Source organism: Streptomyces sp. NPDC107550 (genome assembly GCF_055639095.1).
The window spans coordinates 99,297-113,387 of the sequence record NZ_JBVKBC010000014.1; the positions used below are offsets into that span (position 1 = coordinate 99,297).

At 72.5% G+C, this 14,091-nt stretch carries 9 protein-coding genes; 3 read left to right on the forward strand and 6 right to left on the reverse strand.

Annotated features, from left to right (window positions below; all coding sequences use genetic code 11):
* Window positions 1–122: 122 nt before the first annotated feature.
* Together tmk and topA are read right to left on the reverse strand one after the other, a co-directional pair.
* A complete protein-coding gene (gene tmk, locus ACZ7LY_RS20170) occupies window positions 123–3,410 on the reverse strand; it encodes a dTMP kinase (protein ID WP_471625998.1) in 3,288 nt (1,095 codons plus the stop codon).
* 152 nt (window positions 3,411–3,562) lie between these two features.
* Window positions 3,563–6,409 (reverse strand): type I DNA topoisomerase, encoded by a 2,847-nt coding sequence (topA, locus tag ACZ7LY_RS20175; RefSeq protein WP_471625999.1) that lies wholly within the window; start codon window positions 6,407–6,409, stop codon window positions 3,563–3,565.
* A gap of 577 nt (window positions 6,410–6,986) precedes the next feature.
* Between topA and ACZ7LY_RS20180 the strand changes: the two genes are divergently transcribed.
* From ACZ7LY_RS20180 to ACZ7LY_RS20190, 3 genes are all read left to right on the forward strand, one after another.
* Complete coding sequence (locus tag ACZ7LY_RS20180) at window positions 6,987–7,487, forward strand: TM2 domain-containing protein (protein ID WP_471626000.1); 501 nt, start codon at window positions 6,987–6,989, stop codon at window positions 7,485–7,487.
* A gap of 2 nt (window positions 7,488–7,489) precedes the next feature.
* Window positions 7,490–7,894, forward strand: a complete 405-nt coding sequence (locus ACZ7LY_RS20185) for a DUF2752 domain-containing protein (RefSeq protein WP_471626001.1) — start codon at window positions 7,490–7,492, stop codon at window positions 7,892–7,894.
* 256 nt (window positions 7,895–8,150) lie between these two features.
* Window positions 8,151–8,435, forward strand: a complete 285-nt coding sequence (locus tag ACZ7LY_RS20190) for a TM2 domain-containing protein (protein ID WP_471626002.1) — start codon at window positions 8,151–8,153, stop codon at window positions 8,433–8,435.
* Window positions 8,436–8,535: 100 nt separating this feature from the next.
* Here ACZ7LY_RS20190 and ACZ7LY_RS20195 read toward each other — a convergent pair whose 3' ends face one another.
* From ACZ7LY_RS20195 to ACZ7LY_RS20210, 4 genes are all read right to left on the reverse strand, one after another.
* Window positions 8,536–8,733 carry a hypothetical protein gene (locus tag ACZ7LY_RS20195; protein ID WP_471626003.1) on the reverse strand — a complete coding sequence of 66 codons (198 nt, stop codon included), beginning with the start codon at window positions 8,731–8,733 and terminating at the stop codon, window positions 8,536–8,538.
* A gap of 119 nt (window positions 8,734–8,852) precedes the next feature.
* Window positions 8,853–10,406, reverse strand: a complete 1,554-nt coding sequence (locus ACZ7LY_RS20200) for a DUF7059 domain-containing protein (RefSeq protein WP_471626004.1) — start codon at window positions 10,404–10,406, stop codon at window positions 8,853–8,855.
* 199 nt (window positions 10,407–10,605) lie between these two features.
* Window positions 10,606–11,187, reverse strand: a complete 582-nt coding sequence (locus ACZ7LY_RS20205) for a small secreted protein (RefSeq protein WP_471626005.1) — start codon at window positions 11,185–11,187, stop codon at window positions 10,606–10,608.
* A 341-nt stretch (window positions 11,188–11,528) separates the two neighbouring features.
* The gene (locus tag ACZ7LY_RS20210) at window positions 11,529–13,946 is read right to left on the reverse strand and encodes a sodium-translocating pyrophosphatase (protein ID WP_471626006.1); all 2,418 of its coding nucleotides are present in this window, start codon (window positions 13,944–13,946) and stop codon (window positions 11,529–11,531) included.
* Window positions 13,947–14,091: the final 145 nt, after the last annotated feature.

Here is a 14,091-nt window from a genome sequence, read left to right on the forward strand (position 1 = left end):
CCGGCCGCCCTCGTCGACTGACGGCCGGCGGCCCTCGTCGTACGAAGACGCCGACGGCCCCCGCGGAGGAAACCGCGGGGGCCGTCGGCACGGGCGCCTGAGACACGGGCGCCTGAGAGGCGTCAGCGGCGGCGCCTGCCGCCCCGGCCGCCACGACCGCCCTCGTCCTCGTCGTCCGCGCCGCCTAGCAGCTCGTCGGCGAGGGACGGCAGGTCGTCCAGCGGCGTCTCCTCCGCCCAGTCGGGGCGGGGGCGGCGGCGCGGGCGTCCCTCCTCGTCGATCTGGGGCAGCTCGGCCGTGCGCTCGTTCGGGTTCTCACCCGAACCCCCCGCGCCGCCCGACCCGGCGGAGGCACCGCGCTCGTCACGGAAGTAACCCGGCGGGACGCGGTCCGCGGACGGGTCGGGCACCTTCGGCAGCACCGCCGTCTCGTCGGCCGCACCGGCGGCGTCCGAGTAGCGCGGGAGCTGAGTCGTTTCCTCCGCGTCCCGCACGGGCGGCAGGACCGTCGTCTCGTCGGCGTCCGCGCCGGACCCGGCGCCCTGGGCGCCGCCGACGGCCGGCAGGACCGTCGTCTCCTCGGAGTCCGAGGGCTCGGCGGGACGGACGACGGGCGTCGGGACGGTCGTCTCGTTGTCCGGGACCGGCGCCTTCGCGGCCCGCCCCTTGCCCGAGCCGGACGCCCCGGCGGCACCGGAGGCCCCGGCGCCATGCGTCCCCGTAGAGCCGGAAGACCCCGCAGAACCGGAGGCCGCCGCAGAACCGGAGCCCCCGGAGATCCCCGTCGACGCGGAAGCCGCGCGCGCGGTCGCCGCCGCCTGGGCCGCCGCGCTCGCCTCGGCGGCCAGCCTGCGGGCCTCCTCCGCGCGCAGCAACGCCTCCTCGGCCTTGCGCTGCTTCTCCAGGCGCCGCTGCTCGGCCTCGGCGCGCTGCCGCGCCTCCTCCTCGGCCTTCTTGCGCAGCCGCTCCTGCTCCGCCTGCCGCGCCTTCTCCTCGGCGAGCAGCCGGGCCTGCTCCTGCTCGGCCTTCTTACGGGCCTCCTCCGCGCGCCGGCGGGCCTCCTCGGCCTGGCGCTCGGCCTCCAGGCGCTGCGCCTCCTCCAGCTCGCGGCGCTGGCGCTCCTCCTCCTCGGCGCGCAGCCGGGCCAGCTCCTCCTGGCGCTCGCGCTCCTTGCGCTCCTCCTCGGCCTTGCGTGCGGCCTCTTCCTCCGCCTTTCGGCGCGCTTCCTCCTCGGCCTTCTTACGGGCCTCTTCCCGCGCCTTGATCTCGGCCTCGGACAGCGGGAGCAGCATGTCGAGGCGGCGCCGTACGACCGTGGTGACGGCCTCGGGCTCCTGACCGCCGTCCGCGACGAGGTAGCGGCCGGGGTCGGCGGCGGCCAGGGTCAGGAAACCGGAGCGCACGCGCGCGTGGAACTCCATCGGCTCCGACTCCAGCCGGTCCGGCGCCTCCGTGAACCGCTCGCGGGCGGCCTGCGGGTCGACGTCGAGCAGGACCGTCAGATGCGGCACGAGCCCGCTGGTGGCCCACCGGTTGATCCGGGCGACCTCGACCGGCGACAGATCGCGGCCCGCGCCCTGGTAGGCGACGGACGAGTCGATGTACCGGTCGGAGATGACGACCGCGCCGCGCTCCAGAGCGGGCCGTACGACGGTGTCGACGTGCTCGGCGCGGTCGGCGGCGTACAACAGCGCCTCGGCGCGGTGCGACAGGCCGGCGGACGACACGTCGAGCAGGATCGACCGCAGCCGCTTGCCGACCGGGGTGGCCCCGGGCTCGCGGGTGACGACGACCTCGTGGCCCTTGGCGCGGATCCACTCGGCGAGCGCCTCGGCCTGCGTGGACTTGCCGGCGCCGTCGCCGCCCTCCAGGGCGATGAAGAAGCCGGTGGCGGCGGGGGCCTGCGCCGGATCGTTCCCTCCGAGGAGGGCGTCGCGCAGGTCGTGGCGGAGCGGGACACCGCTGCGGTCGTCGGCCTTGGCGAGCACCAGGGCGGCGACGGGCAGCAGCAGCGCGCCGATCAGCATCAGCGTGAACGCGGCGCCGCCGTGCGCGAAGACGAACTTCCCGTTCTCCAGGCGGTGCGGGCCGATCAGCGCGGCGATGGCCGGGGCGAGCAGCGCGCCGACCGCGACGCAGAGCCGTACGACGGCCTGGAGGTGTTCGGTGGTGCGGGCCCGCCGGTACTCCTCGGTCTCCTGGTCGAGCAGGGTGTGCCCGGTGTTGGCGGCGACGCCCGCGGTGACGCCGGACAGCGCGGCGATGAGCACGACGCTCGTCACGTCCGGTACGAGACCTGCCGCGAGGAGGCCGATGCCGGTGAGGGCGATGGCGAGCGCGAGCAGCCGGCGCCGGGACAGCGAGGGCAGCACGGCCCGCGCGGTGCGGATGCCGACGGCGGTGCCGCCGGTCAGCGCGAGCGCGAGCAGGCCGAACAGGACGGGGCCGCCGCCGAGATCCTTGGCGTGCAGCGCGGTGACGGCGACGGCGCCCGAGACGGCGGCGGCGACGGCGGCGCAGGCGAGCACCAGGAGCGGGACGGCTCCGGTGCGGCCCTTGTCGACGCCGGAGGCGGTCTTCGGGCGGCGCAGGCCCTCCAGCGGGGAGCGGGGGCGCGGGGTCTGGCGGGCGGGCAGTTCGAGGAGGACGACGACGGACAGGGACGCGGCGAACATGCCCGCGCCCACGTACGAGGAGAGCGCCACCTGGTGCTGCGCGAACCAGTCGACGCCGGCGCCGATCAGGTTCTGCACGAGGGTCACGAGGACCAGGGCGGCCGCGGCGAGCGGGAACGCCATGAACCCGGTGCGCAGCGACAGCCGGCGCAGGGCGTCCATGTGGTCGGGCAGGGGGCGCACGGCGGCGCCCTCGGGGGGCGGTGGGGGCAGCAGGGCGGGCGCGGCGCTCTCCTTGGCGACCGTCCAGAACCGCTCGGCGACGCCGAGGACGAAGGCGGTCACGAGGAGCAGCGCCAGTGCGTTGCCCTCGGCCCAGTCGATCCAGAGGGGGGCGACGATCAGCAGGGCGGCACGGACGCCGTCGGCGCCGACCATGGTCCAGCGCCGGTCCAGGGGGCCGCCGGACGCGGTGAGCGCGGTCAGCGGCCCGAGCAGGACGGCGCCGAACAGCAGGGTCGACAACATGCGCGCCCCGAAGACGGCGGTGACGGCGAAGGCCACGCCTCGGTAGCCGCCGCCGAAGGAGCCCTCGGCGATGGCCGCCTGGAGCGTGAGCACGACCAGGACGAAGAGGCCGAGGACATCGCCGACGCCTCCGACGAGCTGCGCCGACCACAGTCGCTTCAACTGCGGCGCGCGCAGCAGAGCGCGCACGGCGCGCTCTCTGGAGTCCGCTACCAGGGCGTCGTCTGGGGCCGTGTGGGGGGCCGTAGGCTGCTCGGCAGGGGTCATCCGTCCAGCCTATCGGGCGCTACCGACAGTCCGGGGAGCCGCCCGAACAAACGGGCGCCCAAGGGATCGAGTCCCCTGGGCGCCCGTCGTACGGCACTCTCCGCGCCACGCGCGCGTGGTGGGCCGGTGCCCGCCCGCGCGTGTGGGCGGGGCTACTCGGCCGGAGCCGCCTTCGCCGCCGCCGTCTTCGCGGCGGTCTTCTTGGCGGCCGTCGTCGTCTTCTTCGCAGCGGTCGTCTTCTTGGCCGCCGTGGTCTTCTTGGCGGCTGTCTTCTTCGCCGCGGTCTTCTTCGCGGGCGCCTTCTTGGCCGCCTTCTTCGCCGTCTTCTTGGCGGGCCCCTTGGCGCGCTTCTCGGCGAGCAGCTCGAAGCCGCGCTCGGGGGTGATCTCCTCCACGGAGTCGGCCGAGCGGAGTGTCGCGTTCGTCTCGCCGTCGGTGACGTACGGGCCGAAGCGGCCGTCCTTGACGACCACGGGCTTTCCGCTGACCGGGTCCTCGCCCAGCTCCTTCAGCGGCGGCTTCGCGGCGGCGCGGCCACGCTGCTTGGGCTTGGAGTAGATCTCCAGGGCCTCTTCCAGCGTGATGTTGAAGATCTGGTCCTCGGTCTCCAGGGAGCGCGAGTCCGTGCCCTTCTTCAGATACGGGCCGTACCGGCCGTTCTGCGCGGTGATCTCCACGCCCTCGGCGTCGGTGCCGACGACACGCGGCAGCGACATCAGCTTGAGGGCGTCGGCGAGGGTGACCGTGTCGAGCGTCATGGACTTGAACAGCGACGCGGTCCGCGGCTTCACGGCGTTCTTGCCGGTCTTCGGGGTGCCCTCGGGCAGCACCTCGGTGACGTAGGGCCCGTAGCGGCCGTCCCTGGCGATGATCTGGTGGCCGCTTTCGGGGTCGGTGCCCAGTTCGAAGTCGCCGCTCGGCTTGGCGAGCAGTTCCTCGGCGTACGCGACCGTCAGCTCGTCCGGCGCGAGGTCCTCGGGGATGTCGGCGCGCTGGTGGTTCTCCGAGTCGCGCTCGCCGCGCTCGATGTACGGGCCGTAGCGGCCGACGCGCAGCACGATCCCGTCGCCCACGGGGAACGAGGACACCTCGCGCGCGTCGATCGCGCCGAGGTCCGTCACCAGCTCCTTGAGGCCGCCGAGGTGGTCGCCGTCGCCGTTGCCCGCGTCGGCGGCGCCGCCGGCGCCCGAGCCGTCGCCCTCGCCGAAGTAGAAGCGCTTGAGCCACGGGACGGACTGGGCCTCCCCGCGCGCGATGCGGTCGAGGTCGTCCTCCATCTTCGCGGTGAAGTCGTAGTCGACGAGCCGCCCGAAGTGCTTCTCCAGGAGGTTGACGACGGCGAAGGACAAGAAGGAGGGCACGAGGGCCGTCCCCTTCTTGAAGACGTACCCGCGGTCGAGGATCGTGCCGATGATCGACGCGTACGTGGAGGGGCGGCCGATCTCGCGCTCCTCCAGCTCCTTGACCAGGGACGCCTCGGTGTAACGGGCGGGCGGCTTGGTGGCGTGGCCGTCGACCGACAGCTCCTCGGCGCTCAGCGGGTCGCCCTGGGCGACCTGGGGCAGCCGGCGCTCGCGGTCGTCCAGTTCCGCGTTCGGGTCGTCGGCGCCTTCGACGTACGCCTTGAGGAAGCCGTGGAAGGTGATCGTCTTGCCGGACGCGCTGAACTCGGCGTCGCGGCCGTCCGCGGAGGTGCCGCCGATCTTGACGGTGACGCTGTTGCCGACGGCGTCCTTCATCTGGGAGGCGACGGTCCGCTTCCAGATCAGCTCGTAGAGCTTGAACTGGTCACCGGTCAGGCCGGTCTCGGCGGGCGTGCGGAAGCGGTCGCCGGAGGGGCGGATCGCCTCGTGCGCCTCCTGCGCGTTCTTCACCTTGCCGGCGTAGGTGCGCGGCTTGTCCGGCAGGTAGTCACTGCCGTAGAGCTGCGTGACCTGGGCGCGGGCGGCGGAGACGGCCGTGTCGGACAGCGTCGTGGAGTCCGTACGCATATAGGTGATGAAGCCGTTCTCGTACAGCTTCTGGGCCACCTGCATGGTCGCCTTCGCGCCGAAGCCCAGCTTGCGCGAGGCCTCCTGCTGCATGGTCGTCGTACGGAAAGGTGCGTAGGGCGACCGTCGATACGGCTTCGACTCGACGGAGCGTACGGAGAAGCTGGTCTGCTCCAGGGCGGCGGCGAGGGAGCGCGCGTTGGCCTCGTCCAGGTGCAGGGTGGCCGCCGAGCCGAGCTTGAGCTGCCCGAGCGAGTCGAAGTCGCGGCCCTGCGCGATGCGCTTGCCGTCGACGGCGGACAGGCGGGCGACCAGCGACGACGGGTCGGAGGGATCGCCGGCGCGGCCGGTGGCGAAGGTGCCGGTGAGGTCCCAGTACTCGGCGGAGCGGAAGGCGATGCGCTCGCGCTCCCGCTCGACGACGAGCCGCGTGGCGACGGACTGGACGCGGCCGGCCGACAGGCGCGGCATGACCTTCTTCCACAGGACCGGCGAGACCTCGTAGCCGTAGAGGCGGTCGAGGATGCGGCGGGTCTCCTGGGCGTCGACCATGCGCTTGTTCAGCTCGCGCGGGTTGGCGACGGCGGCGCGGATCGCGTCCTTGGTGATCTCGTGGAAGACCATCCGGTGGACGGGGACCTTCGGCTTCAGGACCTCCAGGAGGTGCCACGCGATGGCCTCGCCCTCGCGGTCCTCATCGGTGGCGAGGAAGAGCTCGTCGGAGTCCTTCAGCAGCTCCTTGAGCTTCTTGACCTGCGCCTTCTTGTCGCTGTTGACGACATAGACGGGCTGGAAGTCGTGCTCGACGTCCACGCCGAGGCGGCGCACCTCACCCGTGTACTTCTCGGGGACCTCGGCCGCGCCGTTGGGGAGGTCGCGGATGTGCCCGACGCTCGCTTCGACGACGTACCCAGGGCCCAGATAGCCCTTGATCGTCTTCGCCTTGGCGGGGGACTCGACGATGACGAGTCGCCGACCGCCCTGTGCGGTCTCGCTGGTCGGGGACAACTTCGCTCTTCTCTCCGGTCGGGGTTCGGGGCCGTTCTTGGTCGGTTTCGCGTCCGTGGTCACGGCACTGCTGCGGAGTGTGACGGTACCTCCCGCCGGTGTGTCAAACGGGAAAAGCACGCAGCAGCCACTCGGAACGGTAACCCGACTCCTCGTGATCCTGCCCCCGGACCGGGGACCGGAGGGCCGCCCTCCGCCCGCCGGGGGCAGGCCCGCGCCCTCCCCTTTCCCCCCTCCCACCTCGGCGTGTGTGCCGGGGCGGGGGTGCCTTCCGGAGCCTTCCGGTGCCTACCGGTGCCTTCGGCGGAGGCGGGCGAAGAGTCCGGGCCACGGCTCCGGCGGACGGGCGGCCGCCCTCTTCCCGGGGTCGCGGAGGCGGCATCGAGGGCCTCCGCCCGAGCTGCCGGCGTCCTCCGGAGGCGTCCCCGGCCGCCCTCTTCACGAGTCCTCCCGGTCTCCGCTGACGCCTCGCCGCCGCCTCCTGACAAGATGGCGGGTGGCTGGGGGAGCCCGGGGGCCTGTTCCTCGGTGAGCCTCCGGCTCGTCCCCGAAGGCATCCCGACCCAGGAGCATCCCGATGTCCGACAGCAACCCCTACGGCCAGCAGCCCCCGCAGGACCCGGGCGGCAACCCGTACGGCTACCCGCAGCAGGGTTCGCAGCCCGGCTACGGCGCTCCCGGCCAGCCGGGCGGCCCGGGTCAGCCCGGCCAGCCCAGCTACGGCTACCCCTACCCGGGCTCCGCGCCGGCCGGCGGTGGCGCCTACCCGCCGCCCCCCGGCCCGGGCATGGGCATGCCGCCCGGCGGCGGCTACGACCCGTCCGCGCCCTACGGCTACGACCCCTACGGCCGCCCCTACTCGGACAAGCAGAAGCTGACGGCCGGCCTGCTCGGCATCTTCCTCGGCACGTTCGGCGTGGGCCGCTTCTACACCGGGCACACCGGCCTCGCCGTCGGCCAGCTCCTCGTCGGCGTGCTGACCTGCGGCCTCGGCGGCATCTGGGGCTTCGTCGACGGCATCGTCATGCTCGCCGGCAGCAACACGACCGACGCGCAGGGCCGCATCCTGCGGGGCTGACCGTGACCCGCCCGCGTCGCCTGCGCACGCTCCCGGGCGCCCCGGCCGCCGCACCCCTCGCGGTGCTCGCCGCCGGGGCCGCGGGTGCGGCGTACCTGTACGGCACGAATCCGCACGAGGGCGGCCACTGGCTGCCCGGCTGCCCGTTCCGCGCACTGACCGGCCTGCTCTGCCCGGGGTGCGGCGGCACCCGTATGGCGTACGACCTGATGCACGGTCACTTCGCGGCCGCCTGGCACGACAACGCGCTGCTCACGCTCGCCACGCCCGTCGTCCTCTACGTCCTCGTGCGCTGGCTGATCGCGGCGCTGCGCGGCCGGCCATGGCGTCCGGTGCCCTCACCCCGCCTCCAGGGCGCCCTGTTGGCGCTCGCCCTGGCGTGGGGCGTGCTGCGCAACCTTGTCTGACGGCTGGCGGCTGACGACCGGCGACTGACGGGGCATCAGGTCCGTATCGGGCCCGTATCAGGACCGTACGGATTCCGCCCGGTCAAGGTCACGAAGTCGCCACAATCGACCCTTCCGTCCGCTGGGCACCACTCCCCTCCCTCTACGCTCAAGGCGCGAGGCGACTTCGTGACTCCACCGTGCGTCGCCCGCGTCATCCGCTCGCTCGACCGCCCGTCCTCACGGGCGTTTTCTCACGTCCCTAGGAGCTCATCCCATGTCCCAGCCCTTCCCCGGCGCCACGCCCGAGGCTCCGTTCGGCGTCGACCCGCAGGGCCGCCCTTACTCCGACAAGCAGAAGCTCGTCGCGGGTCTGCTCGGCATCTTCCTCGGCTCCTTCGGCGTCGGGCGCTTCTACGCGGGTGACACCAAGACCGGTGTCTGGCAGCTCGTCGTCTCCGTCGTGACCTGCGGCATCGGTGGCATCTGGGGCTTCGTCGACGGCATCCTGTACCTGACGAGCAACGACCGCACGGACGCGGAGGGCCGCGTCCTGCGCTGACCGCGCAGCCGTCACCCGTACAACGGCGAAGCCCGCCCCCGGAGTTCCGGAGGCGGGCTTCGCCGTTCAGTCTTTTCTCACCTCAGCGACACAGCCGGGGTCAGGTCTGGCCGAAACACCATCCCGCCAGGGCCAGCGCCCCCACGCCGACCGCGCCGGCGAGCACCGCCGACGCCACCGGGCGCGCGCCGTGCGCCACCGGCTCGCGGTGCGCCGTGCGCGCTCCCGTCCACAGCAGCAGGCCCGCGCCGAACAGCGCGAACACCGTGCCCGCGAAGACCGCGGGGGTACTCTCCATCGCCGTGCCTCCCAGCTCGCGCCCGCTGTCGGGTGCCCAGGCCGTTGAGGCTGACACGTGAGGGGGAACCTCGGGTGAACTCCCGTACCCCGCAAGGAGAAGTCGCGCTGTCGGCCGTCTCAGGCGCCGCCTCCGGCACCTGCCCCGGCCGCGCCCCCCGCGCCGGCGCCGACCGGCTCCAGGAAGCCCAGCTCGACCAGGGTGCGGATCTGCGCCGGAGTGCGGTCGCGCAGCAACACCGGGTCCTCGCCCATCAGTTGGGCGATGGCGTCGAGGATCACGCCGGCGCTCAGCGAGCCGTCGCACACCCCGGCGAAGCCCGCGCCGACCGTGTCCACCTTGGTCGCCCGGCGCATCCCGCGCCCCTGACGCAGCACGACATGCTCGGGGTCCTCGGCTCCGGGCAGCCCGACCTGCTCCTGCACGACCTCGCCGGACAGGGTGAACGAGGCGCCGAGCAGGGCCGCGTCATCATGCGCCCGCAACCAGTCCACGCGCGCGAAGTGCGCCCGTACGGCGTCGCCGAGCGGCTGCTCGACGGGGTGCGGCCACTCCTCGACGACGACGGACGGCTCGCTCTCGGCGCCCACCGTGCGGTGCAGCGTGATCCAGCCGAAGCCGACGGCCTTCACCTCGCGCGCCTCGAACTCGTCGAGCCACGCGTCGTACCGAGCGGCGTACGCGGCCTCGTCCCCCCGGTGGTCACCGGCGTCGCGCAGCCACAGCTCCGCGTACTGCGTGATGTCCTGCACCTCGCGCTGCACGATCCACGCGTCGCACCCGCGCGGCACCCAGGACCGCAGCCGGTCCTGCCAGTCCTCCCCCTCCACGTGCTGCCAGTTGGCCAGGAACTGCGCGTATCCCCCCTCGTTCAGATGCGCCCCCGCCTCCTGAACGAGCGAGCGGCACAGATCGTCCCCGCTCATCCCGCCGTCCCGGTACGTGAGGCGGGCGCCGGGCGAGATGACGAAGGGCGGGTTGGAGACGACGAGGTCGTAGCGCTCGTCGCCCACCGGCTCGTACAGGGAGCCCTCCCGCAGGTCGGCGGCGGGCACGCCGGACAGGGCGAGGGTGAGCGCGGTGACGCCGAGGGCGCGGGAGTTGAGGTCGGTGGCGGTGACGCGGGTGGCGTGGCGGGCGGCGTGCAGGGCCTGGATGCCGGAGCCGGTGCCGAGGTCGAGAGCGGAGTCGACGGGTTCGCGGACGGTGATCCCGGCGAGGGTGGTGGAGGCGCCGCCGACGCCGAGGACGACGGCCTCGTCGCCGCTGCCGATGCCGCCGGCGCCGCCGACCGCGCAGCCGAGGTCGGAGACGATGAACCAGTCCTCGCCGCCGGGCCCGCCGTAGGGCCGCACGTCGACGGTGGCCTCGACGTCGTCGCCGCCGGCGCGCAGCCAGCCGGCGGCCAGGCACTCCTCGACGGGCAGGACGCCGTCGAGGCGGGCGCGCGGCACGGGCTGCTGGAGCAGGAACAGCCGCACGAGCGCCTCAAGGGCGCTGTCGCCGCGGGTGGCGCGCAGCGCGGGGACGGTCTCGCTGCGGGCGAGGGCGGCGTAGGCGGGCGCCCCGAGCAGGTCGAGCAGCCCGTCGGCGGTGAACTCGGCGTCGATCAGGGCGTCGCGCAGGGCGGTGGCGACGTCGGTACGGGTGGCGTCCGGCAGCTTGGTACTCACCGTTCCATTGTGACCGCACGACCCGTGCGACCCGCGCACCCCGCACGCCGACGCCGCCCGGCAGGCCCCGCGCTCCCCGCACGCCGACGCCCCCGGCACGGCGGCCGGGCCGGGGAGGCGGGGCCGGCGGATGCCAGGGGCGTCGGGGGCGTGGGTGGAGCGGAGGGCGCCGATGGATGCGCGCCGGGGTCCCGGGGCGTCAGGAGGACGACGGCTTGGCGGAGGCGCTCTTGCAGCTCTCCTGCTTGCTCATCGCCTTGCCCACGTCGCCCTCTTCGAGGTTCTTCAGGGCGTCGCTGCCGCTCTGGCCGAGCTTCTCCAGGCTGCCCGCGATGGTCTTCAGGCCCTCGGCGAACTTGCCCTGGTCGCCGGTGTCGAGCTTGTCGATCTGCTTCTTCAGGTCGGCGTAGGACGTGGAGATCTTGTCCAGTTCCTTCACGGCGTTCTGCTGCTTGGTCTTGCCGTTGTCGACGGGCGGGGCGCCCGCCTTGTCGACCGCGTCGCCGATCGCCTTGTAGGCGTCGGACATGTCCTGGAACGCCTGGGAGTCCGTCTTCTGGACGTCGGCCGGGGCGCTGTTGTCCGAGGTCTGCTTCTGGATGGCGGCGTTGGCCGACTCGATCTTCTTCGCCTGCGGCTGGACCTTGTCACAGACCTGCTTGGCCCAGTCGTCGAGCTTCTTGTTGCTGTCGTCGCTGCAACCCGACAACGCCAGTACCAGTACCGCACCGCCGGACAGTGCGGCAGCAAGCTTCTTGTTCACCGGATTGGTCCCTTCCATGGCTCTCGGCCCCGGAACTTACACGCCGAGCACACGACAATCGCATGCCGGGCGCCCGCTATGCCCGCTTTCTTGGCCTTTAGCAGCCATTTGCATCAAGCGAGAGAAGGCTCACGGGAGAAACCGCGGCGGACCGCCCACGCGCCGAAGGGACCACCAGGGCGCGGAGCGGAGCGGACAGCACGCCAAGGCCCGCTGCCCGCCCCGCTGTTGACGCCGATGCCGATGTGACGGGCGATGACGGCAGTGACGTACAAGATCGGTGGTGTACGTCACTGCTGTGACCGCTTGTTGTCATGTGCGCGGCCGAGCGGGTCGCGCCGGGAAGGGGTCGTGGGGTGTCATGTGCGCGTCGCGCTGGGGGTCGTGTCCGGCTGGCGGGGCACCCTCCCCTCGCCCGCGTCGGGGCCGGCGGGGGCGTCGTCGGCGTCGCCCACCGCGATGCCGCGCCGCTTGGACACGTACACCGCGCCGACGATGACGACGAGCGCGACGACCGCGACCGCGACGCGGACGGGGACGCTCGCGGAGTCGCCGTAGCTGAACTTCACGACGGCGGGCGCGATGAGCAGCGCGACGAGGTTCATGACCTTCAGCAGCGGGTTGATCGCGGGGCCCGCGGTGTCCTTGAACGGGTCGCCGACCGTGTCGCCGATGACCGTCGCCGCGTGCGCCTCGCTGCCCTTGCCGCCGTGGTGGCCGTCCTCGACGAGTTTCTTGGCGTTGTCCCAGGCGCCGCCGGAGTTGGCGAGGAAGACGGCCATCAGCGTGCCCGTGCCGATCGCGCCCGCCAGATACGCGCCGAGCGCGCCGACGCCGAGCGTGAAGCCGACCGCGATGGGCGCCATCACGGCGAGCAGCCCGGGCGTGGCGAGTTCGCGCAGGGCGTCCTTGGTGCAGATGTCGACGACGCGCCCGTACTCCGGCGTCTCCGTGTAATCCATGATCCCGGGGTGTTCGCGGAACTGCCGCCGCACCTCGTAGACCACCGAACCCGCCGACCGTGACACGGCGTTGATGGCGAGCCCGGAGAAGAGGAACACGACGGCCGCGCCCGCGATGAGGCCCACGAGGTTGTTGGGCTGGGAGATGTCCATCACCAGGTTCATCGGGCCGCCCGCGCCGACCTTCTCGCCGACGTCGTGCGCGGCCGTCACGATCGCGTCCCGGTACGAGCCGAACAGCGCCGACGCCGCGAGGACGGCCGTGGCGATGGCGATGCCCTTGGTGATGGCCTTGGTGGTGTTGCCCACGGCGTCCAGGTCGGTCAGCACCTGCGCGCCCGAGCCGCGCACGTCGCCCGACATCTCGGCGATGCCCTGCGCGTTGTCGGAGACCGGCCCGAAGGTGTCCATGGCGACGATCACGCCGACCGTGGTCAGCAGTCCCGTCCCCGCGAGCGCCACCGCGAACAGCGCCAGCATGATCGACGTGCCGCCGAGCAGGAACGCCCCGTAGACGCCGAGCCCGATCAGCAGCGCCGTGTAGACCGCGGACTCCAGGCCGACCGAGATGCCGGCGAGGACGACGGTGGCGGGGCCGGTCAGCGAGGTCCTGCCGATGTCGCGGACCGGTCGGCGTGTCGTCTCCGTGAAGTAGCCGGTGAGCTGCTGGATGAGCGCCGCGAGCACGATGCCGATGGCCACGGCGACGACGGCGAGGATGCGCGGATCGCCGTCCTTGGCCTTGATCGCCGCGTCCCCGACCCCGTCCAGCGAGCCGTACGAGCCCGGCAGATACAGGAAGACGGCCACGGTGACGAGGACGAGCGAGATCACCGCGGAGATGAAGAAGCCCCGGTTGATCGCGCTCATCCCGGACCGGTCCGAGCGGCGCGGCGCCACCGCGAAGATCCCGATCATGGCCGTGACCACGCCGATCGCGGGAACGATCAGCGGGAAGGCGAGCCCGGCGTCCCCGAAGGCGGCCTTGCCGAGGATCAGCGCGGCGACGAGCGTCACGGCGTAGGACTCGAACAGGTCGGCGGCCATCCCCGCGCAGTCTCCGACGTTGTCGCCCACGTTGTCGGCGATGGTCGCGGCATTGCGCGGATCGTCCTCCGGAATGCCCTGCTCGACCTTGCCGACCAGGTCGGCGCCGACGTCGGCGGCCTTGGTGAAGATGCCGCCCCCGACCCGCATGAACATGGCGATCAGGGCCGCCCCGAGCCCGAAGCCCTCCAGGACCTTCGGCGCGTCGGCCGCGTAGACGAGTACGACGCAGGAGGCGCCGAGCAGGCCGAGCCCGACCGTGAACATGCCGACGACGCCACCCGTACGAAACGCGATCTTCATGGCCTGATGGGAGACGGAAGTGAGATCCTTTTCCGGTTCTCCTTCCGCCGGAGTCGCCTCCCTCGCCGCGGCGGCCACACGCACATTACTGCGCACCGCGAGCCACATTCCGATATAACCGGTGATCGCCGAGAAGCCCGCGCCGATCAAGAAGAAGATCGATCGTCCGGCCCGCTGATTCCAGTCGTCAGCGGGAAGCAGCATGAGCAGGAAGAACACCACGACGGCGAATACGCCGAGGGTGCGCAACTGGCGTCCCAGATAGGCTTTCGCGCCTTCCTGGACCGCCGCCGCGATCTTCTTCATGGATTCCGTGCCCTCGCCCGCGGCGAGCACCTGGCGCACCAGGACCCCGGCGAGGGCGAGGGCCGCGAGCGCGACGACGGCGATGACGACGACGATCAGCCGGTTGTCATCGGTCAGGACCGCGGCCGCGAAAGGGTGAGAGGTAGACGGCTCCGCCATTCGTCCTCCTTGACGCTTGGACTGAGCTCAAGACGTGGACGGATTGTAGGGAGCATGACCTGATCAAAACAGTACGCGGTAAACGGAATTGCTCTTGAGCGAAGATCCGGCCAGATCCGGCCTGAGTACCAGCGAATAAACCCGA

Excerpts from the sequence above, each read along its gene's own strand:
- ACZ7LY_RS20210 (WP_471626006.1), bottom strand. The coding sequence starts at position 13,946 with ATGGCGGAGCCGTCTACCTCTCACCCTTTCGCGGCCGCGGTCCTGACC.
- ACZ7LY_RS20195 (WP_471626003.1), bottom strand. The coding sequence starts at position 8,733 with ATGGAGAGTACCCCCGCGGTCTTCGCGGGCACGGTGTTCGCGCTGTTC.
- tmk (WP_471625998.1), bottom strand. The coding sequence starts at position 3,410 with ATGACCCCTGCCGAGCAGCCTACGGCCCCCCACACGGCCCCAGACGAC.
- ACZ7LY_RS20180 (WP_471626000.1), top strand. The coding sequence starts at position 6,987 with ATGTCCGACAGCAACCCCTACGGCCAGCAGCCCCCGCAGGACCCGGGC.
- ACZ7LY_RS20190 (WP_471626002.1), top strand. The coding sequence starts at position 8,151 with ATGTCCCAGCCCTTCCCCGGCGCCACGCCCGAGGCTCCGTTCGGCGTC.
- ACZ7LY_RS20205 (WP_471626005.1), bottom strand. The coding sequence starts at position 11,187 with ATGGAAGGGACCAATCCGGTGAACAAGAAGCTTGCTGCCGCACTGTCC.